This window comes from uncultured Caldilinea sp. (genome assembly GCF_937128415.1).
Lineage (GTDB): Bacteria > Chloroflexota > Anaerolineae > Caldilineales > Caldilineaceae > Caldilinea.
In genome coordinates this window covers 5,001-31,249 of the sequence record NZ_CAKZMJ010000099.1, presented here as the reverse complement: position 1 = coordinate 31,249, position 26,249 = coordinate 5,001, and the positions used below count along the sequence as shown (strand labels likewise).

The window sequence follows — 26,249 nt, the reverse complement described above, 5'->3', positions numbered from 1 at the left end:
TGCATCTTCCAAAGGAGAGCTTCCCCATGGCGCAGAACACGCTGCCTTCTGCGGCGCGGCTTGTGATCATCGGCGGCGGGATCGTCGGCTGCAGCGCCGCCTATCATCTGGCGCAGCTCGGCTGGCGCGATGTGATCGTCCTCGATAAAGGCGCGCTGCCCTACAACGACGGTTCGACCAGCCATGCGCCCGGCGGCATGCATGTGACCAATTACAGCCGCATGATGACGCACTTCGCCGTGCAGTCGGTTGAAATTTACAGCCGTCTGCCGGACTTTGAGCCGGGCCGGCCGATGGTGCGCCGCGTCGGCGGGCTTGAGGTGGCGTACACGCGGGAGCGCATGGAAGATCTGAAACGCAAACAGGGCGTGGCGACCAGCTACGGCGTCGAAGCGCATCTGCTCACGCCGGAAGAGACGCTGGCGCATATCCCTCTTCTCGACCCGAGGGTGATCCACGGAAGCTTCTACGCCCCGCTCGACACGAACGTGATCGGCTGGCATGTGGCCGGCTCGCTGGCGAACGAGGCGACGCGCATCGCGGGCGTCCAGTTTTTCCAGCAGGCGTCCGTCGTCGACATCGAAGTCCGCCGCGGCCATTTGGCTGCGGTCGTCACCGAACGTGGGCGCATCGAATGCGAGACCGCGCTGCTTTGCGCCAACATTTGGGCGCCGGCCCTCAGCGAAAAGGCAGGGCTGGTGATCCCGCTGCTCGCCGCCCAACATCAGTACACCATCTCGACGCCGTTGCCGGCGTTGGCCGAGTTCGCACAGGCGGCGGGCGGCCGAGAGATCGTCCATCCTATCCTGCGCCACCAGGATTACTCGCTCTATTTCCGGCAACACTGGGACGCCTACGGGATAGGCAACTATCGCCATGAGCCGCTGATGGTGCACCCTCGCAAGCTGGGCAAGACGGCGCAACTCCCCTTCACGCCGGAGCATTACACGGTGGCCTGGCGCGCTGCGCAAGAGCTCATTCCTGCGCTGCGCGGCGCGGGGCTGTCGCACGCCTTCAACGGCATGTTCGCCTTCACTGTGGACGGCTTCCCGGTGATGGGAGAAAGCGCAGTGCGCGGGCTGTGGACGGCGGTCGGCGTCTGGATCACCCACGCAGGCGGCGTCGGAAAGGCCATCGCCGAATGGATGACTTACGGCGAGCCGGCCATCGACGTACATGAGGCCGACATCAACCGCTTTTTGCCCCACCAGAAAACCCGGCGCTACATCGACCTGCGCTGTGCGCAGAACTATCGGGAGGTCTACGACATCGTGCATCCCCTGCAGCCGATCGGCGAGCCGCGCAACCTGCGCCTCAGCCCCTTTCATCGTCGGCTGGTCGAGCAGGGCGCCGTCTTCTTTCAAAGCGCCGGCTATGAAGTGGCCCAGTGGTATGAGGCCAACGCCTGCCTGCTTGCAAAATACGCAGCGCGCATTCCGCAGCGCAGCGGCTGGGAGGCGCGCTTTTGGTCGCCGATCCAGGGCGCGGAGCATTTAGAGGTGCGCAATAACGTCGGCCTCTTCAACCTGGCTGCGCTGGCTGTGATCGAGGTGCGCGGGCCGGGCAGCCTGGCCTTCCTGGAATGGCTGTGCGCCAACCGCATCGACCGGCCGATCGGCAAGGTCATCTACACGAGCCTGTTGAACGCACGCGGAGGCATCCAGGCCGACCTGACCGTCGTCCGCCTCGGCGAAGAGCGCTTCTGGGTGATCACCGGCGGCGCGCTGCTGCCGCGCGACCTGGCGTGGCTCGAACGTCATGCACCGACGGACGGCTCGGTGCAGATCGTGGACGCCTCCTCCGCATACACCGCTGTTGGGCTGTGGGGGCCGAACGCCCGCCGCGTATTGGAGAAGGTGACGGACGCCGACGTGAGCAACGCCGCTTTTCCCTACTACACGGCGCAGGAGATCGAGATCGGCGCCATTCCGGCGACGGCGCTGCGCCTCTCCTACGCTGGCGAGTTGGGCTGGGAACTGCACACGCGCACCGAGTTCGCCGCTGCGCTGTGGGATGCGCTGTGGGAGGCGGGCCGCGCGTTCGAGATGATCGCAGCGGGCGCCGGCGCCTTCGACTCGCTGCGGCTGGAAAAAGGCTATCGCCTGTGGGGCCAGGACCTGCACCCGGACGACACCCCGTTTGAAGCGGGCCTTGAGTGGGCGGTGCGACTCGATAAGGGAGACTTCATCGGTCGCCAGGCGTTGCTGCAGGCCAAAGCCTCCGGCGTTCAGCGTCGGCTTTGCTGCATGACCTTCGATGCGCCGGACGCCATGGCGCTGGGCAAGGAGCCCATCTTCGTCGGCGATCGCTGCATCGGCTACGTCACCAGCGCCAATTACGGCTACGCCGTGGGCAGACATATTCTCTACGGCTACCTGCCGCTTGCGTTCGCAGCGCCGGGGACTCAGGTCGAGGTCGCCTACTTCGGCGTGCGTCATCGAGCGACGGTGGCTGCAGAACCGCTGTACGATCCGCAAATGCAGCGCCTCAAAGGCTGATGCGCAACGGAGCTCACCCTGAATTTAGCGCTCAGGCGTTTTATGACAACTTCCCCAGAGGCGACGTTGTAGCGCGTCTGCTGAATTACGGCGACAGATCATAAACCATAGGAAGACGACGTGTGCGTGGCAGGGATCGGCTCGTAAAAACTTCTGGCGTTCCCCCACGAGGGGCAACGCGCGCATGCGGCTGACCGGGCGCAACGGACGCCTCCTCATGGTCGGCCCCGCGCCGGAGCATCATCCTGGAAGAAGAAAACTAAAAAGGGGTTGACAAGTGAAGAAATCTCTGCTATGCTGAAAGCGCTTTCAGAAAACGCTTTCAGATCGTCTCAAGACAAAGTTCCATTATTGATGTAAAATCTCACCGCATGCGTCGATTGTTTTTTTGTCGGCGCAAGTTGCATTTAGAACCATTTTCCAGAGAAAAGACGCTCCCTTATCCCGATCGTTTTGTAAATTTATCGGTTTGCTTTTGTCTTTCGAGTATCCGTCGATTCTTGTGAACAAGAACATCAGCATAAACGCTGCCGTACTGTGAAAGCGCTTTCAGAGAATCCAATGATCCACAATGACCAGCGAAAACCTCGGCCTCGGCCCACCATTTCCGATGTGGCGCGGTTGGCCGGCGTCTCCATCTCAACTGTGAGCCGCGTGCTGAACGACACTGCGCCCGTCTCGCCGGAGGTGGAGCAACGCGTGCTGCAGGCGATCGAGATGCTCAACTATACGCCTCATCTGGCTGCGCGCAACCTGGCGGTGCGCAAGACGGAGACGATCGGGTTGTTGCTGCCCGAGGTGGGCAACAACTTTTTCGCCCCCTTGCTACGCGGCGTTGAAAACGCAATTCGTCCGACCGAGTATCAACTGTTGGTGCACGCCAGCCTGCGCGTTCCCGACCCTGCGCCCTGGCGACATAGCCCCATCGGCGAACATAACGCCGATGGCATGTTGGTTTTCGTCAACAGCATGGATCAAGCGGAGTTGCTGCGCAACTACGAGCGCGGCTTCCCGATGGTGTTGCTTTTCTTCACGCCGCCGTCCAACGCCAGAATTCCCTACGTGGGCTTTGACAACACGACAGGGCTTTGTCAGGTCGTGGAGCATCTTGTCCAGGTGCACGGACGGCGAAGAATCGTCTATCTGCGCGGGCCGGTCGGCAACTTCGATTCCGAAGAGCGCGAAGCAGCGTTTCGCCAAACCATGGAGCGACTCGGGGTCCCGGTCTATCCGGAGCTGGTGGCGCGCGGCAATTACTCTTCGATCAGCGCAGAGCAAGCGATCCAGGAGCTCATCGAGCGCGGGGTGGATTTCGACGCCGTCTTCGCCGGCGATGACGATGCGGCGACAGGCGTCCTGGCTGCGTTGCGGCGCAACGGACGCTCGGTGCCGGAAGATGTGGCCGTCGTTGGCTTTGACGACATTCCCTTTTCGGTTCACCTCAACCCGCCGCTCACCACCGTGCACGCGCCGGTGGAGCAGGCCGGGTACGTGGCCGCCAGCAAGTTGTTGTCGCTCCTGGCCGGAGAGACGCCGGAGCTTGCCACCCGCCTGCCTGTGGAATTGGTGATCCGCCAATCGTGTGGCTGTAACCGGACGTAAATCAAGGTTCAGCGGCGATGCAGGTCCACATACAATTGTTTGGTCGATCGTTTTTCAAAGTAAGGAGAACTTCACGTATGCGCAAACTCTTTTTCCTCTCGCTTTCCTTGTTGCTGATTGCAGCGATGGCCGCCGCGTGTGGTACGCCGGCGGCGCCAGCGCCAGCTGCGCCGGCTGCGGCTGAACAACCGGCGCAGGTCGAGCAGCCTGCAGCCGCTGCACCGGCTGCAGCCACCGGACGCGTGCAGATTCGATGGTTTGTCGGCTTGGGAACAGGCTCCAGCGAAGATCAGATCCCTGCCCAGGAGGCGGTGATCAAACGCTTCAATGAGTCGCAGGATCGCATTGAACTGGTGGCGGAATTTGTGCCGAACGCATCCGCCCGCGACGTCCTGGCCACGCAGATCGCTTCCGGCAGCGGGCCGGACATCGTGGGGCCGGTCGGCTGGGGCGGCTCGAACGCCTTCTACGGTCAATACCTCGATCTCACGCCGCTGATCGAGGCGGACGGCTATGACCTGACGCAGTTCAATCCGGCGCTGGTGAACATGTACCAGACCGAGGAGGGTGCGCAGGCCGGTCTGCCCTTCGCCGTCTTCCCCGCCGCCGTCTTCTATCAGACGGAGATGTTCGACGAGGCCGGCCTCAACTATCCGCCCCGCAGTTACGGTGAGAAGTACATCATGCCGGACGGCACAGAGGTGGATTGGAACTGGGACACGTTGACGGAGCTGGCCAAAATTCTCACCGTAGACGCCACCGGCGCAGATGCGACGATGCCGGAGTTCGACGCCACCAAGATCGTGCAGTACGGCTTCATCTTCCAGTGGCAGACCCATCCCAACTACATCGGCACCTACCTGGGCGGCGCCAACAGCCTGCTCGCTCCCGATGGCCGGACGGCGCAAATTCCCGAAGGCTGGCTGAACGGCTGGAAATGGTGGCACAGCGGCATGTGGGGAGACCAGCCCTTCATTCCCACCGGCCCGGTCGTCCAGTCGCCGGAATTCGGCAGCGGCAACGCCTTCTCCAGCGGCAAGATTGCGATGGCCGTCGTGCCGAGCTGGTACACCTGCTGCATCGCCGACGCCGGCCAGAGCTGGGACCTGGCGGCCATGCCGACCGACGCCGCCGGCAAGGTCAACAGCCGCATTGACGCCGACACCTTCCGCATTCTGAAGGACACCAAGCATCCCGAAGAGGCGTTTGAGGTGCTGAAGTTCCTCATCGGCGAGGGTTCGTTGGACCTGCTGGCCGTCTACGGAGGCATGCCGGCGCGCACCGCCGATTTCGACGAGTGGCTGGCCACCAAACAACAACAGTTCCCCTGGGTCACCAACTGGGAGGCCATCTCCGCCGGTTTGAGCTACCCCGACGTGCCCAGCGCGGAAGCGTATGTGCCCAACTGGAGCCAGGTGTGGGATCGCGTCAGCGCCCTGGACAGCCTGATGGTCAACGAGAAGAATCTCGATCTGGACGCCGAGGCGGCCAAGTTGCAGGCCGATCTGCAGGCGATCTTCGACGCAGCGCAGTAAGGAAGTTGAGTCAGGGCGACGCAGTTGCCATCACTGCGTCGCCCAATGAGTTTTCCTCAGGAGTGAAAGCATGGCCGTGATCAGCAAAGCAGCGCCCCATCCTGGCCCCAGGACGCGCACCGGCGGCTCGAGAGCGCTGGCGCGCCGCGAAGCGATGTGGGGGTATCTGTTCATCTCTCCGTTCATCGTCGGTCTGTTGGCCTTCACCTTGATCCCCACCGTAGCGACGTTTGTGATGAGCTTCACCAATTTCAACCTCAGCGGCGCAGCCACCCAGTTCGTCGGCGGCAGCAATTACCAGAGGCTCTTTCGCGACCCGCAGGTGTGGTCGTCCCTGCTGGTGACCGTGCGCTTTGCGGCGATCGCGCTGCCGGTCGGCCTGATCCTGCCGCTGGGGCTGGCCATTCTGTTGAACAGCGACTCTTTACGCGCCAAGGGGCTGTTTCGCACGCTCTTTTATTTCCCGTACATCGTGCCCTTCGTCGCCGCCATCTTTGTATGGGGGGCGCTGCTCAACTCAGAGACCGGCTGGATCAATCAATTTCTACGTTGGGTGGGCGTTGCCAATCCGCCCAACTGGCTCAACAGCACCGTATGGATTTATCCGGCGTTGGTGATCCTAGGGCTGTGGGGCATCGGCAACGCCATGTTGATCTTCCTCGCCTCTCTGCAGGGCGTGCCGACGGAGCTGTACGACGCCGCCAAGATCGACGGCGCTGGCTGGTGGGGGCAGATGTTCAACGTCACGCTGCCGATGATTTCGCCGGTGATCTTCTATAATCTGACGCTTTCGCTCATCGGTCTCTTTCAATATTTCACGGTGCCTCTGGTGTTGAACCAGGGAACCGGGGCGCCGGGCGGCGCCACCATGTTCTACAATCTCTATCTCTACAAGACGTTCTTCACCTATCAGAACATGGCCTACGGCGCGACGATGGCGTGGCTGCTCTTCGTGATCATCCTGGCGGTGACGCTTGCGCTCTTCCAAACCGCCAAATATTGGGTGTATTACGCAGCGGAAAGTCGGTAGGACAGGAAGGTGAATGATGACGGCGACAACTTCCTCCATGCAGGCGGTTGCGACAGAGCGACGACGCAGCCGGTCGATTCGCTGGAGCGTGATCGTGCGCTCCGCAGTGGTGACGCTCGTGACGGCCTTCCTGGCCTTTCTCTTTCTTTTGCCCTTTTTCAACATGGTCTTCACCTCGTTGAAAACAACCGCCCAGATGATGCAGCCGGGCGCTCCAGTCTGGCCCGCGATCCCGGGCGTTTTTGAATATGAGGGCAAAGAGCTGGAGCTCTACCTGGTGCCGCTGGAAGACGGCAGCGTGCGAGAGCTGGCGATTGTGCGCAAGGGGCGGCAACAGAGCACCTTCATCGACCCCGATCATCCGGAGGCGGGCGAGATCGAATGGAGCGGCTCCTGGCGCGCGCTGCAACGGCCCTGGCAGCTTCATCCTGCCTGGGGCAACTATCGCGAGGCCTGGGAAAAGATCGACTTTCCCATTCTCTTTCGCAACACCCTGGCCATCGCCCTGATCGGGCTGACCGGCACCGTGATCTCTTCGACGCTGGTGGCCTACGGCTTCGCCCGCTTTCGCTTCCCCGGTCGCGGCTTCCTCTTCACCCTGTTGCTTTCGACGATCTTTCTGCCCGCCGCCGTGACCATCGTGCCCACCTACGCCTTCTTTGTGGCGATCGGCTGGGTCGGCACGTGGCTGCCGCTGACTGTGCCGCACTTTTTCTCAAACGCCTACAACGTCTTTCTGTTGCGGCAGTATATGTTGACGATCCCGCGCGAGATCGATGAAGCGGCGCAAATGGACGGCGCCAATCCCTTCCGCATCCTCATCTCCATCTTGTTGCCCCAGTGCGCGCCGGTCGTGCTGGCGGTGGCGCTCTTCCACCTGGTCTTTGCCTGGAACGACTATTTCGGCCCGTTGCTTTATCTTTCCACCCGCTTTGACCTGCAGCCGATTGCGGTGGCGCTGCCCCGCTTCAACAATCTCTACGGCTCCAACCCGCCGTTGATCCAGGCCGCCTCGTTGATGGCGATGGCGCTGCCGGTGCTGCTCTTCTTCCTGGCGCAGCGCGTCTTTATGCAGGGTGTGGTGATCACCGGCGTCGAAAAATGAACGGGCCCCGTGCGTGAGATGGAAAGTGTGAACGTGAACATGCAAATCGCGCGCTTCTTCAGAAGGTCCAACAAAAAGGCGTCGTCGAACGTCCGCCGGGCCGGCCTTCTCGCAGCCTGTTTCATCCTGCTCTGGACGATGACCGGCTGCACCCCGATTGCGCCTGCAGCCTCAGAGCCGCCTTCGCCGCAGAAGCAAGGCGTGTTCATCGACCCAACGAACGAGATTGGGCCGATCAGCCCGTTCCTTTTTGGCTCCAACTACGGCCCCTGGGTCTCGCTGCGTCCGGAGACGCTGCCGCTCGCCGAGGAGATGGGCGTTCGCCATCTGCGCTGGCCCGGCGGCGCCTGGGGCGATGAGAACACCGTGACGCCGTTGCAGGTGGATCAGTTCGTGACATTGGCGCGGCGCCTGGGTGCAGAACCCTACATTCACGTCCGTTTTCCCAACAGTTCGCCCGAGCAGGCGGCGGCGCTGGTTCGCTACGCCAATGTAGAGAAGGGCTACGCCATTCGCTTCTGGTCGATCGGCAATGAACCCAGCCTCTACGAAGCGATGGGCAAAGGCTGGAACGCCGAGGAGTTCGCGACGGCGTGGCGCGCCTTCGCCGAGGCGATGAAAGCCGTCGATCCCGCGATTCAGTTGTTAGGGCCGGAAATCCATCAGTTCACGGGCGCGGAAGACGTCGATCCCAAAGACAGCGCCGGCCGCGACTGGCTGCGCACTTTTCTGGCGGCCAACGGCGACCTGGTGGACATCGTCACCGTGCACCGCTACCCCTTCCCGAACAACGTCGAGCGCACCTCCGCGACGCCGGAAGAGCTGCTCGCAGACAGCCCGCGCTGGAATCAGATCGTGCGCAACCTGCGCGCAGTGGTTCGCAACGAAACCGGCCGCGATCTGCCCATCGGCTTCACCGAATTCAACTCCCACTGGAGCAACGCGGCGGGCGGCGCAACGACGCCGGATTCTTTCCTCAGCGCGCTCTGGCTCGGCGATGTCCTGGCGCGGCTGATTCAAGAGCGCGTCGATGTCGCCGACTACTTCTTGCTCGTGAGCGGAATGGCGCAGGGGCACGGCGCGCTTACCCCCTATGCGCCGCGGCCCGCCTACTACGTCTACCGTCTCTACCGAATGTTTGGAGACCACCAGGTCGCAGCTTCGTCGAGCGAGTCGTGGGTGAACGCAGTCGCCGCCCGCCGCGCGGACGGCGCGCTCACGCTGCTGCTGATCAATCGCAAGGATGAAGCGATCCCGCTGCCGCTGCACGTCGAGGGAGCATCGAGCCTGCGCGTGGACGTCTATCGCTTCGACGACGAACACCGGGCGGAGCTTGTCGAAACGGCCCAACTCGACTTGCCTGCGATGATTGAGGCGCCTGCACGGTCGATGACGTTGTGGGTGATGCAAGAGCCATGAGCAGGACGATCTCGCGCCTGTTGGCGGCGCTCTGTTTGCTCGGGATGTTGCTGGGCGCTGTTGCAGCGCCTGAGCCTGAAAAGGGAGATGGGATGACTGCAAGCGAACGGACTGTGGAAACCTCGCCCCGCCGTCCTGAGGTGACGATCTGGGCGCCCTACGCCGGTCAGCTGGAGATTGACACGTTGACGGCGAACGCCGATTTGATCCGGGAAGTGAATTTCTTCTGGTATGAGCTGGGCCGCGACGGGCGCATTTCAGGCGGCGTCAAAAGTCAGCCGGCGCTCGAGCGGGCGCGCGCCCTGGGGATGCGCGTCGTCCCCTCCATCGTCAACCGCGGCTTCAGCCGGGAGGCGGTGCTGACCGCCATCGCAACGCCGGAGGCGCGCGCCAACCACATTGCGGCCATCGTCGAGCTGGTCGAGAGCAACGGCTACGACGGCGTCGACATCGACTACGAGAGCCTCGCCGCCGAAGACCGGGACCTCTTCACGCTCTTCATCGAAGAGCTGGCGGCTGCGCTGCACGCCCGCAACAAAGAACTGTCCATCGCCGTGCACGCCAAAACCGACGACGCCGGCGCCTGGGGTGGACCGGCTGCGCAGGATTGGCCCCGCCTCGCTGCAGCGGTGGATCGTTTCAAGATCATGACCTACGACTACCATCACGGCGCGAGCCCGGCCGGGCCAATTGCGCCGCTTTCCTGGATCGACGCAGTGCTCCGCTACGCCGCCACCGTCGCGCCGCCGCGCAAAACCTACGTGGGCATCCATTTCTACGGCTACGAATGGGTGGGCGGCTCCGGCAGGGGCATCGAATGGCGCCAGGCGGTGAAAACGGCCCAGATGTACAACGCCGCAATCCAGCGCGACGAATCCGGCGAGGCCTGGTTCCGCTACGACGATGGCCGCTACACCGTCTACTTCGCCGACGCCGAAAATTTGCGCGTCAAGTTGCCCGCCATCTCGGCGGCGCATCCGGACCTGGCCGGCATCGCCATCTGGCGGCTGGGCGGCGAAGACCCGGAAAACTGGCGGGCGATTCGGGAGTGGATTGAAGGCGGCCCATAGCCATCTTGGTTGAGCCACGAAGGCGCACGAAGAAACTTTCCTATCTTCCCCTTTCGGGCATCTTCGCGCCCCTTCGTGGACCGGATGCGCTTCAGTTTTCCACCTGAACGAACTCACTGTTGACAACCTGGTAGACCCAAATCTTCGGGTCCACCAGATCGCCGTCCGGCTCGAAGCGCAGGGGGCCAAGGAGCGAGTCAAAACGCTCGCTGCGCAGGCTGTTGGTCACTGCGTTGCGCTCGAAAGCATTCGCCTTGCGCACGGCCTCGGCCAGCACCTGCATGGCGACGTAGCCGTTGACCGAATAGGTGTCCGGGTTGCGATACTCGACCGCCTGATAGGCTTCGATCCAGCGGCTGTCGGCAACGTTGCGGGGGCTGGGCGCAAAGGCGGTGACGTACATTCCTTCGGCGGCGCCGTTGGCCTCGTCGATGGTGGCGGCCAGAAAAGCGCCGTCGCTGGCGAGCATGGGCGCGGTCACGCCTGCTTCCACCAGCGCCGCGCGCAGATAAGGCGCTTCAATCTCATAGCCCGCATAAAAGATGGCGTCCGGCGCGGCAGCGCGAATCTTCGCCACCTCGTCGGTGTAAATGCTCTGGCCTTCCTGCACCTCGATCCGCACTGCAACGCCGACCCCGCGCTGTTGTAAATTCTCGATCAGGCTGGTCGCCAGCCCGCGACCGTATTCCGTGTCGTTGTGCAAGACGGCGACCGATGTGGCCTTCAACCGATCGACGAGAAAATCGGCGCAGACCTTCGCCTGCACGGCGTCGTTGGCGTTGACGCGAAAGAAATTGTCGTAATTGCGCTCCGTCAGGCTCTGCTCCGACGCCGTAGCAGAGATCACCACCAGCGGCAGATCCTTGTAAACTTCCATGGCCGCCAGCGTCTGTCCGCTGTTGAGATGACCAATGACCGCCAGCACGCGCTCGCCGTTCGCAATGGCCTGCCGAATCGTCTCCGCCTGTTCGACCGCCACTTCGCTGTCCGACTCATCGTCCAGCGGGCGCACGACCACGCGATAGCCGAGCAGCCCGCCGGCGTTGTTGATCTCAGCTGCGGCCAGTCGCACGCCGCCCAGCACCGTCTGCCCGCCGTTAGCCTGAAAGCCGCTCAACGGCACGGCGACGTAGACGATCACATCCCCGCGCGTGGGGCCGGCGTTGCGATTGCATCCCGCCGCAATCATGGCGAAAAGGAGAAGCAGAAGCATCCAAAGCAATCGTTTGTTCATCGTCGTCTCAATTCATCTGTTGTTGTAAGCCATCGTAGCGATACACTTCGTTGAGGCTGCTCACCAGGTCATCCAGCCGTTTGACCTGCTCCAGAATGTCGTTGCGCAACCGTTCGGCGCGACCGCTGTTGATCGCCTCGGCGTTGAGCAGCTGCACCTGGCCGTAGACGGTGCCCAGCGCGGTCAGGCTCTGTTCCATTTGAAGCTGCGCCTGTTTCATGCGTGCGTCGAGCTGGCGCAGCGTCTGCCATTGATTTTGCTTGCTGCTGATCACCTCATCGAGCTGGCGCTGGACGTCGGGATTTTGCTCGCGAGCGCGCTTTTCGCTGAGCTGCTGGATGTCCTGCGGCAGGCGGGTGCGGTCGCGCGTGAGCAGGTCGTCGGCCAGGTAGGCGTCGAGCCGCAGGGCGAGCTGGTAGATGTTGCTCACCCAGTCGGAGATCTGATTGGCGGCGTCTTCAAGGCGCTCGCGGATCAGCCCGGCGCGCTGTTTGCGCACCTGCATCTCAATGCGTCGTTGATATTCAAGCGCCTCTTCGACTTCGGCGCGCAGCGTCTTATCCTTGATGCGGCTGGGATCGAGTTGCTCTTGAAACAGCTCCAACATTACGCGCGCGTTCGTCTCGGCGTCGGTCAGGCTGGAGTAGACGATCAGCCCCAGGCCGATCAGCCCCAACGCCAGCCAGAGCTCGCGCGGCAGCCCCAACGGCCCCGGCGCCAGGAAATAGACGAGCAGCGTCACCGCGATGACGACGGCGCTTTCCCACCGGAAAATTGCATATTGCAGGATGGCGTTGCGCGCCTGGCGCTGCACTTCGGTGCGCATGTCGGACATAGCCGGTCTGGTGCGTGTTGCGTGATTCAGGGCCTACGCTCCTAGAAATAGGTCGAGATGATGCGATACAGCTCCTCGATGTCGGCTTCATCGGCGCGACGGAACTGACCGCCGCCGATGCGCGCTATCTCCGTCAGTGCGGCTTCATCGGCGTCGCGGCCAAAGCCGATGGTGAAGATCACGATCGGCAGCGACGGGTTGCTGCGCAGCAGCACGCGCAGGTCGGAGAGCCGTCGAGCGCTTTCGTTTTCCAGGCCGTCCGTCATCACCACCACGGCGTTGATGGCGTCGGGCTGGTTCTCCTCCTGCAGGGTGGCGACGGCCGCGTAAACGGCGTCGATCAGCGCGGTGCCGCCGCCGGCCTCCATGCGGTCGATCATATTCTCCAGGCGACGGCGGGTCGGATCATCGAGCGGCGCCAACAGGCTGTAATCCTTCAGGCCGGAGCCGAACTCGATGATGCCGACGCGGTCGCGGTCTCCGCGAATCTGCGCCAGAAAGGCCTTGAGCGCGCGTTTGGTGGCCGTCAATTTGGCCCCCTCCATGCTGCCGCTGGTGTCGACGACGAGATAGACGTTGGTGGGGCGTTTGGTGTAATACCAGTAGTCGCGCACCACGTCCACGACTTCGGCCGGCGGCATCTGCAACGTGGTCTGCGGCTGTCGCCAGTCGACGGCGTCCGTCCCTGCAAAGGGGCTGCCTTCGCTTTCGAGCGGGATGCTCAGATCCGCCGGTCGATAGCCTGCAGCAAGAAGGCGGCGCTGGGCCGGCTCGGCGGTCAGAAATTCGGCGAACGCCTGAAAAGTGCGGCGCTGATTCGCCGTCACCGCCAGCTCTTCCTCAAGCTGGCCGAGTTCGAGCAGGGCCAGCGGATGGTCGGTCCACAGCGTGCCTTCGGCCGGATAGATGGCGATCAGGCGTTCGCCGCTGTGACGTCGATTCCAGTCGATGACGACTCGCTCCTGGGCCACAAAGAGGTCGAGAAAGTTGCGGCCTTCCTGCTCGAGCCGCTCCACCACGCGATCCTCGTTTTCGCCGTAGAAGCGCACCGTGCCCTCGACCGCTTTGACGTACTCAAGCACGTCGGGGCGGGTGGCCAGTTCAACCGTAAGCCCGCGCGTGACGCCTGCCCCTGCGTAGAATTCCGCAAGCACGGCGAGCAGGCCGCTGGCGTGATTGGTGTTAGGGTGGCTCCATTTGAAATCCGGGTCTTCTTTGGCGCGGCGTTGCACGTCCTGCCAGCGCACCGGCGCATCGGGCCAGCCCAATTGCCGCGCCACATCCTCCCACGCCGCCAGCACGATGGGGCTGACCGCATAGCGCTGCTGGGCGCCGATGCGACGTTGCCCGATCGGGATGGCGCTCTCGCCCTCTCGACCTTGCTCCATGAACGAGGATTGCCATAGTTGCTCGAGGCGGTCGAGCCACAGGCTGCTATCCGGCGAGATGGCCTGGAACGGCGGGCGGAGCTGGGCGGCGCGCACCATTTCCTCCGGCTCATAGGTCACAATCTCAACCTGCATGTTTTTGCCGTCAGGCGTTCGCCGCTGCTGGCGATTGAACTCCTCGGCAAGCTCGCGCAGCACCGGGGCCATCACCGGCGAAACCGCCGCCGTCAACACGGCGCTGTCCGGCGCCCAGGTGAAGGTCGGCGTGGGGGCGGCGGGCGCTTCGCTCGTGAACAGATCGACAACCTGCCGCACAGTGTTCACCACGACCGTTGCGCCGCAGCCGAAAAGCAGGAGGATCACAAGCACCAGTGCGGCGGCTCGATTCTGCGTCGCACGTTTTGAGGGGCGAAAGGATGGTTTGCTCATGTCGCTGCCCTCACCGTTTCACATTCAGATCGAACCAGCGCAGCAGCGCCAGCAACGTGTCTCGATCCGGGCTGCGCATGGCGGTCGTGCGCGGCACGATGGAAAGAACGCCGCGCTCGGCCCACTTCGTGAACAGGCTCTCCGGCGCCGCATCCACCGCGATGTTGGGATTCGCCGGGCGCAATCCATAGGCGAGCGCCGCCTTTTGCTGCTCGTCGCCGAGCAGGTAGCGCTGAAACTCCAACGCTGCATTCTTCTGCAGCGCTGTCGTCTCCGGGCCCACCCACACGGAGAAGGGGAAATCGAACCAGGTCAGATATTGAGGATAATAAATGCTCAGCGGATCTTCCCAGCGCGTGATGATGCCTTGCATATTCTGGAGCAGATCGCTTTCGAGCAATTGTCCGCCGTCGCCGACGCTATAGCCAAACAGCGCAAAATCCTCGGCCGTGTAGGCGGTCGAGCTGCTGAAGTCGGTGACGGCGCCCATCAATTCCTTCAACCACTTCTGGAACTCAGGGTTGACGACATCCTCGACGGAGATGTTGGTGCGGCCATAGTACTCGCCGGCGGCGGCGATCATGGCGGCCAGACCGCCGACGTTGCGCGCAGGATTGGGCACCACCAGCTTGAAGAAGCCCCAGGCCGCCTCGCCGCCCAACTCGGGCCATCCTCCCGCTGCGATGGCGGCGTCGTGGATCGTCCGCCAGTTGATTTCGCCGAACTTGCGTTCAAGCACTCTGGCGCGGCTCTCGTAGAGGCCCCAGGCGAAGAGGCTGATGGCGATGGGCCGCGCCCGATACTCGCCGTCGGTCAGAAAGACGTCGCGACCCAGCCGCTCTTTGTAGGAGGCGTTCGCCAGCTCCACCAGATAGCGGCTGTCGGGAATCCAGGCCACGGGAAAATGTTCCAGCGCCTTGCGCTCCTCGTCCGTCAATGTTTCAGGCGTCTGGCCGTTCAACAACGCTCCGTATTCATTGCGATCCCAACGCCCCAACGCCGTCAGGCCGTCCACCGCTTCGATTTGCACCTGGATCGGCGCGCCGTCGATGGTGCGCTTTTCGGCGTTGAACTGTTCGGCGGCGTTGCGCACCCATGGCTCGATCGGCAGCGAGGTGAGGATGCGGATCGAGACGACGTCCGGCCGTTGCACGGTGAGGCTCGCGCCGGCGCTCCCGCCGCCCTGATTGGTCAGCAGCACCGTCAGCCCGATGATGAGCAACGTCGCTGCGATGATAGAAACAAAGATAATGCGTGTTCGGTTCATCGGCTATCTTGCTCGCAATCCGAGGCGGCGTCCTCAGAAGCACTGGTTCAGAAGCATTGATAAGGGAAAAGTTGAAAGCGACGACATGCAGGCCAGGGGCTGATTCAGCGCCCAGCCTGCATATCTGTGCAACAAGCGCTTAATTCTGAATCCCGAGTCTTTTCTTGCGCTCAGCGAGCTGACTGTTGAGTGCGCTGCGCTCCAGAATCTCGTCCATCTGTTTATCGAGGCTGGCGGCGCGAATCTCCGAGGCGGTCGTCGCTTTGTCAAGGCGGGCGCGAATGCTGCCTGCAATGCGCTCGATGTCGCTGTCGCCGGCGCCCATGAGGTCGTCCAGGCTCTTCATCGCCTTGATCGTCGTCTCTTTGCTCTTCGCCAGCTCGAGCAGCGCCTGCAGCTCCTCGCGCTGTTGTTTCATGGTCGCCAGCCGCGCTTCCAGCTTAACCTTGGCATCGAGCAGCTTCTGGAACTCCGCCTCCTGACGCTGAAGCTGCTCTTTGTAGGTCTCCACCAGCCGCTGCGTGCTGTTCAGCCGGCTCTGGGCCGCCACAGCCGCCGCCTCATTGCCCTCGAGTAAAAAGGCGTCGATGGCGCGATCGAGCTCATCTTCCTTCTGCTCGAGTTCGACCAGTTTGCGTTTGAGCGCCTTGGCTTCGCCGCCTACGGTTGCGGCTGCGTCCTCCAGGTCTTCGAGATTTTGTTCAACCTGGCGGATGTACTGGTCGATGACGGCAAGGCTGTTGCTCTTGAGCGCCTGATCGACCAAAGCATGAAGATTGGCGGAAATCAACACTGAAATTTTGTCCAATAAAGACGCCATCTGGTTATCCTCCCTGAATTTTGTCTGTTTGAACGCGCTGCGCCGAAACGGAATCAACGGGAACGGGTGAAACCGGCCACTTGGGCTACGCCGGAACGTGACTCCACGTTTCAATACGATGGAGATACGCCTGCGGTTGCAGCCCCGTTTCTAGCCGTCATTATAGATGGAGCAACCGGGAAAAACAATGACAATCCGCTGACGGCTGGATTGCCCCTTGCTGACATCTGACCTCCCTGACGCAGACGTTGTGGCGGTTCGCCGTAGAGGATTTCGGGCGATCCCCTCGGTGCATGGGACTTTAGTCGCTGTCAACCCTCGCTATTTTCTTTTCAATCTTCTCTGAACAATCGGTTCCGGCGAGACATTCGAGTCACGCCAGACATTCGAGATACGGTGACAAACAGAGGAGCTTATCATGACGACGGTGCATTCTCAACCTGAGGGACAGTCCACCCTGATCGACGTGCGGCGGCTTGCGCCGCGCGAACGCCATCCGTTGATCTTCCAGACCTTCGACGAGCTTGCGCCGGGCGAGGCGTTCATCCTGGTCAACGATCACGACCCGCGGCCGCTCTATTATCAGTTCCTTCATGAACGCCCCGAACAGTTCACCTGGAACTATCTGGAGCAAGGGCCGGAGGTCTGGCGCGTGCAGATCGGCAAGGCGGCGTAATTATGGCGGTGGACGTCCGACAGCCTGCACTGTTTCAGCTTCATCAGGAGCGTTTCGTCTACGCTCAAGCGCCCAGGCTGGTCTATTGGGAAGCCACGCAATCGTGCGCGCTGGCGTGCGTCCATTGTCGAGCCGGCGCCATTCTCCGGCGCAGCTCTTGGGAGCTGACCACCCAGGAGGCGCAGGCGCTGCTCCGCCAAATTGCAGATTTTGGAGGCGACGCTCCGCCGCATTTGGTCATCACCGGCGGCGATCCGCTGCAACGTCCGGATCTCTTCGACCTGATCGCTGAGGCGCGCAGGTTGGGTCTTTCGGTTTCCATCACGCCGGCGGGAAGTGCAGCGCTGACGGAGACCATCGTCAACGCGCTGCACGAGGCCGGCGTCAGCAGCATCGCCCTCAGCCTGGATGGTTCGACAGATTCCCGCCATGACGCCTTTCGCGGCGTGGCCGGCTCGTTTGCGTGGACAAAAGCCGCGGCGCAGGCGATTGCCACAAGAGGCATTCCGCTGCAGATCAACACGTTGGTCAGCGCCCAAACGCTGGACGATATTCCCGCCATCTATGACGAACTGCGCTCCTGGAGCGTCACCCGCTGGGCGCTGTTCTTTCTGATCGCCGCCGGACGCGGGGCCAGATTGGTGGAAGCGACGCCCGCCCAGAGCGAGCAATTGCTGAACTGGCTGGGAGAGCTGACGCGCAACCCGACGACGCCCTTTCTCATCAAGACCACCGAGGCGCACCACTATCGTCGCATCCTGGTGCAAAAATTACGTCGCCGCCTGTCGGAGGAAGCCATCCTGGCGACCTCCGCAGGCCGAGGATTCGGCGTTCGCGATGGCAATGGGATCGTCTTTGTCTCGCATATCGGTCAGGTCTTTCCCAGCGGCTTCCTGCCGCTGAGCGCCGGCAATGTGCGGAAAACGCCGTTGCCGCGCATTTATCGAGAGAGCCCCCTCTTCCAGGCCTTGCGCGATCCGGACAGATTGCAAGGGAAATGCGGCGCCTGCGCGTTTCGCATTATCTGCGGAGGCTCCCGTGCACGCGCCTACGCCGCCACCGGCGATCCGCTCGATAGCGACCCGCTCTGCCCCTATCAGCCGCGCGATGAAAAATGCAGCGCCACGGGAAAAGCGATGTCGATAGCTTCTTGCAAAGGTGTTTCGTAGAAATGAACGCCGGCGCGGTAAAATGAATCACTCATTTCATGTTACGCCGTTGAACCTGGCAATCGACAGGGCGAATTGAGCAAAAGGAGGTGCGGCCTGAAGCCGCACCTCCTCGGTGAATCGCAAGATTTTGTCTCTTCTTCCAGCAAGCCGCAAGCATCCTGGAAGCCTGGATTCCGCAAATGAGGCGAAAAAATCATGCAAGCCAGAGCTATTCTCTTTACAGCGCCCAACCACTTGACCATCGAAAGAGTGCAAATTCCCGCGCCGGTGGCCGGCGAGGCGCTGGTCGAGGCGCTCTATACGCTGATCAGCCCGGGCACTGAACTGCGATGTCTGGCCGGGAAACAGGAGGGCGCCCTCTTTCCCTTTGTTCCCGGCTACTCGCTCGTCGGCCGCGTCCTTGCGCGGGGGCAAGGCGTATCCATCCCGGAGGGAACCCTCGTCTACTGCAATGGCACAGCCGCCGCCGACGTCAATCTGACGTGGGGAGGCCATGTCAGCCACGCCGTGCGCAGCGAACGGGAGCTCTATCCGCTGCCCGACGGCGTGGACCCGCTGCACGCCAGCGCCGCGCATCTGGCCGCCATCGCCTATCGCGGCGTGCGGCTCAGCCGGCCCAAACCGCATGAGACCGTCGCCGTGGTGGGGTTGGGCGCCATCGGCGCGCTGGCGGCGCGGCTTCATGCGCTGACCGGCGCGCGCGTCGTCGCCGCCGACCTGTCGCCCGTGCGCGTGGCGGCGGCGCGCCGGGCCGGAATCGAGGCCCATCTCGTCGACGGGACGCTCGCAGCCACCTTCGCCCGCATCCTCCCCGCAGGCGCCGACGTCGTGGTGGATGCCACCGGCGCGCCGGCGGCGCTGCCGCAGGCCATCGAGACGGCGAAACTGAAACCCTGGGACGACGGCGCCGACCCCGGCGCGCGCGTCGTGATCCAGGGCAGCTACGTCGACGCCTTTTCCGTCCCCTATCAGCCCGCCTTTCGCCGCGAACTGACGTTTTTCGTGCCGCGCGACGCGCAGCCGCGCGATCTGCGCGCCGTGCTCGACTTCATGGCGCGCGGTGCGCTTAACGTCAGCGGGGTGATCAGCGACGTGCGCCCGCCTGAAGCCGCCGCCGAGACGTACGCCGAGTTGGCCGAGCCGAATGCAGCGCTGATCACGGCGGCGTTTCAGTGGGCCAGGCCGTGATCCAGCGGCAACCACATCCCATGAAGGGAGCCGCCTCTGGCGGAACGTCTCCGCCTGGCTATGGGAACAGTTTGAGCGCTGTTGCTGTCCTTTTGGGGAGAAGACCCCATGCGAGGACGGAACGCCTATAAAATCTGCTGCCCCAAAAGCGACGCCGTCAACGCCACAGCCATCTCCGCCGTGCGGTTGCCTTCGTCGAGGATGGGGTTGACCTCCACGATGTCGAGCGAGCAGACCTTTTCCGACTCCGCCAGGATCTCCATGAGGAGATGCGCCTCGCGAAAGGTGAGGCCGCCCGCCACAGGGGTGCCGACGCCGGGCGCCACGCTCGGGTCGAGCGCGTCCATGTCGAGGCTGACGTGGATGCGCGGCATGCGGTTGAGCCGCGCCAGCGCGCGCCGCGCCACCGTCGCCATGCCCAACTCGTCGATGTCGCGCATGGTGTAAACGATGATGCCGCTGTGCGCCAGCGCAATGCGCTCCTGCGGGTCGAGGTCGCGAATCGCAATCATGACGATCTCCTGTGGCCGCAGTTTGGCGCCGGGCGCGCCCAGGTTGACCAGATCGGGATGCCCCAGGCCGCTGAGCACCGCCATTGGCATGCCGTGAATGTTGCCCGAAGGCGTCGTCTCCGGCGTGTTGTAATCGCCGTGGGCGTCGATCCAGATGACGCCAAGCGGCCCCTTCGTCGCCATGCCGCCGATCGTGCCGATCGCCATCGAATGATCGCCGCCAAGAAAAATGGGGAAGTCCTCGGCGGGAAGCTTTTGCGCCACATCATAGATGGCGCGACAGGCGGCTGTCACCGCCGAAAGGTGACGCAAGCCGCCGCCGGCCGTCTCGATCCAGCGTTCGCTGCGCACCTCCTCTTCGTCGCGGCCGGCGACGGGGACGTTGCCGATGTCGTGCACCATGTGGCCGAGCTGCGTCAGACGGTCATAGAGGCCGGCGTAACGCACGGCGCTTGGCCCCATGTCCACCCCACGGCGCTGCTGGCCCAGGTCCATCGGCACGCCCACGATTTTGACCCGACGCGGATGCAGGTTCATTTCCATTGATTTGCCCTCAATGTGTTGGATCGATGGTTCCTTATCCTACACCAGGAGCGCATATTAGGTGAACAGACTCTGCGTCCAACGACATGAATCGGCTTTTACGCTGGGGTGAGAAGAATTTCCAATCGGTGGAGAAGAAGGAGAGCGTGGTGCATACAGGCCTGTATGCACCACGACGGGAGTCTCAGGGTCTCACCACCACGCGCGTGCCCACGCTCGCCCAGTCATAGAGCGCCTTGGCCTCCGGCACGCGCAGGTTGACGCAACCATGGCTGACCGGCGTCCCGAAGTTGTTGTGCCAGTAGGCGCCGTGGATGGCGAAACCGCGGTAATAGTACATCGTCCAGGGCACGTCGGGCGTATCGTAACCGGGGCCGCGCATGCGCGTCTTGTCGTATTTCACGTAGATGCGAAATTCGCCCGGAATCGTCGCAAATCCGGGCTTGCCGGTGCTCACGATGGTCTCGAACACCGGTGTATCCCCTTGCCAGGCGATCAGTTTCTGTTCGGAAACAATCACCTCGATCCAGCGTTCGCCGTCGGGCGGCGCGTCTGTGCGGAAGACGACAGGGGCCGCTTCGGCTGTTCCTTGGGATGGATTTTCGGGTTTGGTTTCTGCTTCCGCCCTTTCCGGTTTTTCGGCAAGAGGCGCTGCGTCGCCATTCATAATGACGATGGGCGAGAAGATCTCTTCGTAGTTGAGGTTGCTGTGCACCACTCGCAGTCGGAGCAGATGCTCGCCGTTGGGGTAAGGCGTTGTGTCCCACGTCAGAAGCGGGGAAGGAGCAACTATCGGCTTTTCTCCCAGCGCGAGAAAAGTCGCCCGATCGGCGTCTCCGTCGAGCAAAAGATCGAGCTGCCACTTCCGAAACGTTGGATGCGTAGCAAATCCCTCAACGGTCACCGTCCCACTCACGATCGCATTGGCGGACGGGACCGTGATTGCGCCGTCGTGCTGGGCGAACGCGGCCGCATTCGTCAACAGGACGAGTCCAAACGCCAGCAGCAGCGCGCGCCCGACGTGGTCCCACAGGCGGATCATCGTTTTACATCCTTTCTATCCATCAACACATCCATCGCTATCTGCACATGCGTCCTCTTCGTTACACCGGTCGCCAACAACCTGCGCCCGATTCCAGAACCCGATTTCTAGAAACCATGGCCTGCCGCCCATTGTACCACACGCTGCGATCTGGCGGATTCGGCGCAGTTGTGGTACGCTGCCCCTTGTTATGGCGTCTGGGACTTACTATCAGATTCTGCAGGTGGCGCCAGATGCGACGCAGGCGGAGATTGCAGCGGCTTATCGGCGTCTGGCGCGCCAGGTGCATCCCGATCTCAACCCTTCGCCTGAAGCGCATCGCCGCATGCAAGAGCTGAATGAGGCGTACAATACGCTGCGCCATCCGGAAAGGCGACGTCGCTATGATGAAATGCTCGCCGCAGCGCAACGTCCGTCCTGCGTCCCGCGTCCGAGCGAGCGCGCATCGAGCGTCGGACGCGCTGCCAACGGCGCAACCCGTACGCGCACCGGTTTGCGCGGCGCCTGGTTGAGCTATCAAAAACGCATCGGCGATGAGATTGTCTTTGTGGTTGGCCACGCCGACAATATGGCGGACCTGCTCGCCGATCTGCAGCGACGCATTCCTGCTTCTGCGCGGCGCTACGACATTGCCCAGAATCGCTGGCGCGTTCACGTCGCCTACGAAGAGGTGCTGCGCACACTTTTCCGCAACTATGCGCCGGTCGTGCAGAAAGCGTCCACTGTAGAGAGAAGTTCTCCTTCGGCCGCATCTCGGCGTGCAACGCAACGCATCTATTCCCGACGCGCGCAGCCAGGAGGACGCCGGGTTTGGGTGGGCGTCGCGTCGGCGCTCCTGATGGGAGCGGCGCTCTGGCTGGTGTTGATGACGCAAACGCTCGCCTCGAACGGTGGAGCGTCGACGACGTCCGACCCTCTCGAATCATCCGGTGAACGCTCCGTCCGCACAGCTTCGGCGCCGGCGGGTGCAGCGCCCGACGCGCTGACCTTCCCTGAAGACTGCGTTCCCGCCGTGCTCGAGGCGGCGCCTGCCTATTTCCGCGAGGCGTGCAAGACGCTCGAACCCGAATTCAAAGATGTGACGCACACACGCCCCTACGCTTTGGCGACGACGCGCGTGGCCTCCAACATCCGCAGCGGGCCGGACACGCGCTTTCCCGTGCTGACGACGGCGCCGCCGGGCGCGCGGATTCAGCTGGTGGGGTACACCGTCAGCCGCGGCTATGTCTGGTTTCTCACCAATTTCGGTGGGTGGATTCGCGGGGACTTACTGACGGAGCCGCCGATGGATCTGCCGCCGGTGGGGCTGTAGCCGCTTATTTGGCCTGATTGACCGGCTCTTTTCCAAGCGGATGCAGCGAGGCGGCGGGCTTGACGTCACTGGCGGCGGCGACCGTGAGCTCCTCTTCCTGAGCCTCAAACGGAGGCAGGTCGAGCAGTTTGCGCCAGGTGTAACCGCCGAACAATTTGATCGTCGCCAGCACAGGCGGCGCGAGAATGGCTCCAAACACGCCGGCGAACGAAGCGCCGATTAGCACCCCAAGCAGAATCAACATGGGATGGATGGCCAGCGAACGACCGTGCAGACGAGGAAGGATCACGTTGCCCTGAATCTGCTGGATGCTAAAAAGCACGCCCGCCACCAGCAACGTGTACAGCCATGGCTGTAAGCCCCCAGGCGGCTCTGGCTGAAAAAAGACCAGGATCACGGTGACCACCATCGTAAGATACTGTCCAAGCACGGGCACAAGCTCGAACAGCCCGGCGATCAGACCCAGCATGATCGGATTGTCCACGCGCAGCGCAAAGAAAACGACGCTCACCGCGACGCTCATGATCACCGCCAGCAGCAACTGACCCAGGAAGTAGGTTTTCCAGATGTTCGTGAAGTCGGCCAGCAAAACGGCGGCGTCTTCGCCGTAGCCGAGTTGCTCTGCAGCTTTCTGAAAGAAATGGAAGATGCGGGCGCCGTCCACCAACAGATAAATCGAGAGCGCAAATAGCACGATGGTGCGCGTCACCGTCAGGAGGGCAGTCTGGGCCACGCCGGTCACCAGAGTGCCGCCCTGGCCGATGAACCCGCTCATCTGACCGGCCAACGACTCGTAGAATTGCGGCATCAAATCATTGACTTGAGGCAACTGCAGACGCGAGCCTCCGATCTGGCGCAAAACGGCGGTCAATCGCGTCAGGAGCCAGGTGAGGAGGTCCATCAAACCGCGCAACGTCTCCTGCACGTTGACGACGAGTCCGGCGATCTGACTTTGCACAGCAGCGCCCACGAGCAGAACAAGCAAGCTCACCACCGCGCCGAAGAGCAAATAGGCGAGCGCAATTGCAAACGGCTGCGGCAGCCGCGCCCACCGTCGCAAGGCGTTCACAACAGGGCTGAGCAGAAAGGCTAACAGCGCCGCCAACGCAAACAGCTCGACGAACTCAAAAAAACGCCAGAAGGCCAGCGCCACCGCCAACAGCAACGCCACCGCGACGATCGTCTTGACGTTGCGCGGCCAGGGAGGAGATGGATGGATTCGATGGGTCATCAGCAGTCGCCCCCTGCGAACCAGACTTCGGGGAAAATCTGACGCCTACAACTTCTTCAGATTCGCCAACGACGCCAACAATTTTTTGATGCCTACGCCCGGAAAGGCGACGGTCACCTGCTCGTCGCCATCGCGCGTGCGTTCACTCTCGATCACCGTTCCCACGCCAAAGCTAGGATGCTGGACGCTATCGCGCCGCTTAAATCGAAGCTCTCCGTCCGTCTTGGCAGATGTGGGATTTCGTTTTGACGAGCCGGTCGAATCTCCTGGAGTCCAGTATACACCATTGGCTGTAGATCGTTGATCGGACGATCTCTGTGCGTTCCCCGTCCTGTTCGCCGACGCAGACTTCGAGCGCCCGCTCCAGTAACCACCCGTCTGACTTCGACCCGGGGCGACGGCGCGCTCGCTCTCCTCGCTGCGCCAGGTGGTTAGGCGCTGATAGCTCGCCTCGCGCCGGCGTCGCGCATCCACCATGCCGGTCAGCAGATGGGTTGGAATGTCGTCCAGAAAACGACTGGGCTCCTGCAGGTTGCTGTCCCCTCCCCACAGGCTGCGGCGGAAACAGTGGACGAGATAGAGCCGCTTCTTGGCGCGCGTGATCCCGACGTAGGCCAGCCGACGTTCCTCCGCCATGTCCTCCGGGTCGCCGCTTTCGAGGCTGCGGCTATGCGGCAGAATGCCCTCTTCCATGCCGACAATAAAGACGACGGGATACTCCAATCCCTTCGCCATGTGCAGGGTGAGCAACGTCACGGCGCCCGCGCCCTCGTCGATCTCATCGACGTCGCTCACCAGGCTCACCTCCTGGAGGAAAAGGCCGAGTGGCGTCTGCCCCGGCTGCAACGCCTCCATGTCTTGCGTGTACTGTGCGGCGACGCTGCGCAGCTCCTGCAGGTTCGCAAAGCGATCTTCGCCTTCCTCGCTGCCGTCGCGCAGGTGATCGACGTAGCCGGATTGCACCATCACCGCGTCGAACAATTCGGCGACGCTGGCGTAACGGCCGCTGCGCTCCATCTTGCGCCAGCGCTCCAGCAGGGCGGCGAAATCCTTGAGCGCATTCTGGGCGCGTGCGCTCAGCGGCGGCGCCTTATAGGCTGTCGCCGGCAGGGGTCTGTCCAGCTCCTGGGCGGCGTGCACGGGGCCGTGCAACAAAATTTGCAGCGCTTCGCCCTCGCTGACTTCCATTTCGCGCGCCCAGTCGCGCAGCGCCTCCACCGTTTTGGCGCCGAGGCCGCGCGGCGGCTCGTTGATGATGCGTTCGAGGGAGACATTGTCGGCGAGGTTGTGCACAATGCGCAGATAGGCGAGCGCGTCTTTGATCTCTTTGCGTTCGTAGAAGCGCGTGGCGCCGATCAGCTTGTACTTGATCTGGCGCATGACAAACGCCTCTTCCAGCGCGCGGCTTTGCGCGTTGGTGCGATAGGCGACGGCGAAGTCGCCGGGCTGAAATGCGCGGCTGGCGATGAGCTTTTCGATCTCGTCGGCGACGAAGGCGGCTTCCTCCACCTCGTTGTACGCCTCGTAAACCATCACCGGCGCGCCCTGGCCATTTTCGGTGCGCAGCCGCTTGGGCGTGCGATTGGGGTTGCGGCTGATGAGCGCATTGGCGACGTCCAGGATCGTCTGGGTGCTGCGGTAGTTCTGCTCCAGCAGAATCTCGACGTGGTCGGGATAATCGCGACGGAAGCGTTGCACGTTGCGATAGTCCGCGCCGCGGAAGCGATAGATCGACTGGTCTTCATCGCCGACGACGAACAGATTGCGGGCGTTGGTCGGCTCGCCCACCAGCAGACGCAACATCTCATATTGCGCCTGGTTGGTGTCCTGGAACTCATCCACGAGCACATAAGGCCATTTGCGCTGGTATTTGACGCGCACCTCCAGGTTGTCCCGCAGCAAGAGCACGGTGCGCAGCAGCAGGTCGTCGAAATCCATGGCGTTGTTGGCGACCAGCGCCTCCTGATAGGCGCGGTAAACCCTGCCGGCAATTTCTTCAAAGTACGAGGCGCTCTGATAGTTCTCCGGGGTGACCAGCTCGTTTTTGCGGTTGCTGATGTGCGCATGGATGGCTTTGGGCGGGAAGCGCTTCTCATCGAGATTCAAGTCGCGCATGACGGCGCGCACGAGGGCGATCTGATCGGCGCTGTCGTAGATGAGCCAGTTCGGCTGAAAACCGATGTGCGCCGTCTCCACGCGCAGGATGCGTGCACAGATGCTGTGAAAGGTGCCGATGGTCAGGCCGCTGAGGCGCGCAGGTTGACCCGGAGGCGGCGCACCCCATCGCTCGTGCAGAATGCGCTCGATGCGCTCGCGCATCTCGGCCGCCGCCTTGTTGGTG

Annotated in this window: 20 protein-coding genes (1 of these 20 only partly in view); 11 read left to right on the top strand and 9 right to left on the bottom strand. The window is 62.6% G+C overall.

The genetic code is table 11. The features are described 5' to 3' along the window. Positions 1 to 26 precede the first annotated feature (26 nt). From Q0367_RS19780 to Q0367_RS19750, 7 genes are all read left to right on the top strand, one after another. Positions 27 to 2,498, top strand: a complete 2,472-nt coding sequence (locus Q0367_RS19780; protein ID WP_298984312.1) for an FAD-dependent oxidoreductase — start codon at positions 27 to 29, stop codon at positions 2,496 to 2,498. Between the two features lie 561 nt (positions 2,499 to 3,059). After that, the gene (locus Q0367_RS19775; RefSeq protein ID WP_297640134.1) at positions 3,060 to 4,100 is read left to right on the top strand and encodes a LacI family DNA-binding transcriptional regulator; all 1,041 of its coding nucleotides are present in this window, start codon (positions 3,060 to 3,062) and stop codon (positions 4,098 to 4,100) included. Positions 4,101 to 4,177: 77 nt separating this feature from the next. Further along, positions 4,178 to 5,635 (top strand): extracellular solute-binding protein, encoded by a 1,458-nt coding sequence (locus Q0367_RS19770; RefSeq protein WP_297640135.1) that lies wholly within the window; start codon positions 4,178 to 4,180, stop codon positions 5,633 to 5,635. 70 nt (positions 5,636 to 5,705) lie between these two features. Next, the gene (locus tag Q0367_RS19765; RefSeq protein ID WP_297640136.1) at positions 5,706 to 6,665 is read left to right on the top strand and encodes a carbohydrate ABC transporter permease; all 960 of its coding nucleotides are present in this window, start codon (positions 5,706 to 5,708) and stop codon (positions 6,663 to 6,665) included. A 13-nt stretch (positions 6,666 to 6,678) separates the two neighbouring features. After that, positions 6,679 to 7,770 (top strand): carbohydrate ABC transporter permease, encoded by a 1,092-nt coding sequence (locus Q0367_RS19760; protein ID WP_298984310.1) that lies wholly within the window; start codon positions 6,679 to 6,681, stop codon positions 7,768 to 7,770. A 39-nt stretch (positions 7,771 to 7,809) separates the two neighbouring features. Continuing rightward, on the top strand, positions 7,810 to 9,189 hold the full coding sequence (locus Q0367_RS19755) for a GH39 family glycosyl hydrolase (protein WP_298984314.1): 1,380 nt from the start codon (positions 7,810 to 7,812) through the stop codon (positions 9,187 to 9,189). Then, complete coding sequence (locus Q0367_RS19750; RefSeq protein WP_298984308.1) at positions 9,186 to 10,259, top strand: glycosyl hydrolase family 18 protein; 1,074 nt, start codon at positions 9,186 to 9,188, stop codon at positions 10,257 to 10,259. The genes Q0367_RS19755 and Q0367_RS19750 overlap by 4 nt, the downstream gene beginning before the upstream one ends. Positions 10,260 to 10,350: 91 nt before the next feature. On the opposite strand, the gene Q0367_RS19745 is transcribed toward Q0367_RS19750, so the two are convergent. The 5 genes from Q0367_RS19745 to Q0367_RS19725 all read right to left on the bottom strand — a co-directional run bounded on the left by Q0367_RS19745 (position 10,351) and on the right by Q0367_RS19725 (position 16,232). Next, entirely contained in the window at positions 10,351 to 11,493 is a 1,143-nt protein-coding gene (locus Q0367_RS19745) for a branched-chain amino acid ABC transporter substrate-binding protein (RefSeq protein ID WP_297640140.1), read from the bottom strand. 7 nt (positions 11,494 to 11,500) lie between these two features. Further along, positions 11,501 to 12,328, bottom strand: coding sequence for a hypothetical protein (locus Q0367_RS19740; RefSeq protein ID WP_298984306.1), 828 nt, complete (start codon positions 12,326 to 12,328; stop codon positions 11,501 to 11,503). Positions 12,329 to 12,369: 41 nt separating this feature from the next. Then, a complete protein-coding gene (locus Q0367_RS19735; RefSeq protein WP_298984304.1) occupies positions 12,370 to 14,145 on the bottom strand; it encodes a VWA domain-containing protein in 1,776 nt (591 codons plus the stop codon). Positions 14,146 to 14,155: 10 nt separating this feature from the next. Continuing rightward, the gene (locus tag Q0367_RS19730) at positions 14,156 to 15,412 is read right to left on the bottom strand and encodes a substrate-binding domain-containing protein (protein ID WP_297640143.1); all 1,257 of its coding nucleotides are present in this window, start codon (positions 15,410 to 15,412) and stop codon (positions 14,156 to 14,158) included. Positions 15,413 to 15,551: 139 nt separating this feature from the next. After that, the gene (locus Q0367_RS19725; RefSeq protein ID WP_297640144.1) at positions 15,552 to 16,232 is read right to left on the bottom strand and encodes a PspA/IM30 family protein; all 681 of its coding nucleotides are present in this window, start codon (positions 16,230 to 16,232) and stop codon (positions 15,552 to 15,554) included. A gap of 418 nt (positions 16,233 to 16,650) precedes the next feature. Between Q0367_RS19725 and Q0367_RS19720 the strand changes: the two genes are divergently transcribed. The 3 genes from Q0367_RS19720 to Q0367_RS19710 all read left to right on the top strand — a co-directional run bounded on the left by Q0367_RS19720 (position 16,651) and on the right by Q0367_RS19710 (position 19,268). Beyond that, on the top strand, positions 16,651 to 16,908 hold the full coding sequence (locus tag Q0367_RS19720; RefSeq protein WP_297640145.1) for a DUF2249 domain-containing protein: 258 nt from the start codon (positions 16,651 to 16,653) through the stop codon (positions 16,906 to 16,908). A 2-nt stretch (positions 16,909 to 16,910) separates the two neighbouring features. Further along, positions 16,911 to 18,077 (top strand): TIGR04053 family radical SAM/SPASM domain-containing protein, encoded by a 1,167-nt coding sequence (locus Q0367_RS19715; RefSeq protein ID WP_298984301.1) that lies wholly within the window; start codon positions 16,911 to 16,913, stop codon positions 18,075 to 18,077. Positions 18,078 to 18,275: 198 nt separating this feature from the next. After that, the gene (locus tag Q0367_RS19710) at positions 18,276 to 19,268 is read left to right on the top strand and encodes a zinc-binding alcohol dehydrogenase (protein ID WP_297640147.1); all 993 of its coding nucleotides are present in this window, start codon (positions 18,276 to 18,278) and stop codon (positions 19,266 to 19,268) included. Positions 19,269 to 19,393: 125 nt separating this feature from the next. Here the strand turns inward: Q0367_RS19710 and rocF are convergent, their stop codons facing one another. Both rocF and Q0367_RS21155 read right to left on the bottom strand, forming a co-directional pair. Next, positions 19,394 to 20,323, bottom strand: a complete 930-nt coding sequence (rocF, locus tag Q0367_RS19705; RefSeq protein WP_333889548.1) for an arginase — start codon at positions 20,321 to 20,323, stop codon at positions 19,394 to 19,396. 184 nt (positions 20,324 to 20,507) lie between these two features. Next, the gene (locus Q0367_RS21155; RefSeq protein ID WP_363325897.1) at positions 20,508 to 20,990 is read right to left on the bottom strand and encodes a L,D-transpeptidase; all 483 of its coding nucleotides are present in this window, start codon (positions 20,988 to 20,990) and stop codon (positions 20,508 to 20,510) included. A 565-nt stretch (positions 20,991 to 21,555) separates the two neighbouring features. Here Q0367_RS21155 and Q0367_RS19695 point away from each other — a divergent pair. Then, positions 21,556 to 22,677: a DnaJ domain-containing protein gene (locus tag Q0367_RS19695; protein WP_297640150.1), complete on the top strand. Its 1,122-nt coding sequence runs from the start codon at positions 21,556 to 21,558 to the stop codon at positions 22,675 to 22,677. Positions 22,678 to 22,681: 4 nt separating this feature from the next. On the opposite strand, the gene Q0367_RS19690 is transcribed toward Q0367_RS19695, so the two are convergent. Continuing rightward, positions 22,682 to 23,908: an AI-2E family transporter gene (locus tag Q0367_RS19690; RefSeq protein WP_298984297.1), complete on the bottom strand. Its 1,227-nt coding sequence runs from the start codon at positions 23,906 to 23,908 to the stop codon at positions 22,682 to 22,684. A gap of 45 nt (positions 23,909 to 23,953) precedes the next feature. Then, positions 23,954 to 26,249 carry the 3' portion of an ATP-dependent helicase gene (locus tag Q0367_RS19685; protein WP_298984295.1) on the bottom strand. The gene runs 179 nt beyond the window's last position, so the window shows 2,296 of its 2,475 coding nt (coding positions 180–2,475); its start codon lies beyond the right edge, outside the window; it ends in the stop codon at positions 23,954 to 23,956.

Bases quoted from the DNA above. Each gene is read 5' to 3' on its own strand.
- Q0367_RS19780 (WP_298984312.1), top strand. From the start codon at position 27: ATGGCGCAGAACACGCTGCCTTCTGCGGCGCGGCTTGTGATCATCGGC.
- Q0367_RS19775 (WP_297640134.1), top strand. From the start codon at position 3,060: ATGATCCACAATGACCAGCGAAAACCTCGGCCTCGGCCCACCATTTCC.
- Q0367_RS19770 (WP_297640135.1), top strand. From the start codon at position 4,178: ATGCGCAAACTCTTTTTCCTCTCGCTTTCCTTGTTGCTGATTGCAGCG.
- Q0367_RS19765 (WP_297640136.1), top strand. From the start codon at position 5,706: ATGGCCGTGATCAGCAAAGCAGCGCCCCATCCTGGCCCCAGGACGCGC.
- Q0367_RS19760 (WP_298984310.1), top strand. From the start codon at position 6,679: ATGATGACGGCGACAACTTCCTCCATGCAGGCGGTTGCGACAGAGCGA.
- Q0367_RS19755 (WP_298984314.1), top strand. From the start codon at position 7,810: ATGCAAATCGCGCGCTTCTTCAGAAGGTCCAACAAAAAGGCGTCGTCG.
- Q0367_RS19750 (WP_298984308.1), top strand. From the start codon at position 9,186: ATGAGCAGGACGATCTCGCGCCTGTTGGCGGCGCTCTGTTTGCTCGGG.
- Q0367_RS19745 (WP_297640140.1), bottom strand. From the start codon at position 11,493: ATGAACAAACGATTGCTTTGGATGCTTCTGCTTCTCCTTTTCGCCATG.
- Q0367_RS19740 (WP_298984306.1), bottom strand. From the start codon at position 12,328: ATGTCCGACATGCGCACCGAAGTGCAGCGCCAGGCGCGCAACGCCATC.
- Q0367_RS19735 (WP_298984304.1), bottom strand. From the start codon at position 14,145: ATGAGCAAACCATCCTTTCGCCCCTCAAAACGTGCGACGCAGAATCGA.
- Q0367_RS19730 (WP_297640143.1), bottom strand. From the start codon at position 15,412: ATGAACCGAACACGCATTATCTTTGTTTCTATCATCGCAGCGACGTTG.
- Q0367_RS19725 (WP_297640144.1), bottom strand. From the start codon at position 16,232: ATGGCGTCTTTATTGGACAAAATTTCAGTGTTGATTTCCGCCAATCTT.
- Q0367_RS19720 (WP_297640145.1), top strand. From the start codon at position 16,651: ATGACGACGGTGCATTCTCAACCTGAGGGACAGTCCACCCTGATCGAC.
- Q0367_RS19715 (WP_298984301.1), top strand. From the start codon at position 16,911: ATGGCGGTGGACGTCCGACAGCCTGCACTGTTTCAGCTTCATCAGGAG.
- Q0367_RS19710 (WP_297640147.1), top strand. From the start codon at position 18,276: ATGCAAGCCAGAGCTATTCTCTTTACAGCGCCCAACCACTTGACCATC.
- rocF (WP_333889548.1), bottom strand. From the start codon at position 20,323: ATGGAAATGAACCTGCATCCGCGTCGGGTCAAAATCGTGGGCGTGCCG.
- Q0367_RS21155 (WP_363325897.1), bottom strand. From the start codon at position 20,990: ATGAATGGCGACGCAGCGCCTCTTGCCGAAAAACCGGAAAGGGCGGAA.
- Q0367_RS19695 (WP_297640150.1), top strand. From the start codon at position 21,556: ATGGCGTCTGGGACTTACTATCAGATTCTGCAGGTGGCGCCAGATGCG.
- Q0367_RS19690 (WP_298984297.1), bottom strand. From the start codon at position 23,908: ATGACCCATCGAATCCATCCATCTCCTCCCTGGCCGCGCAACGTCAAG.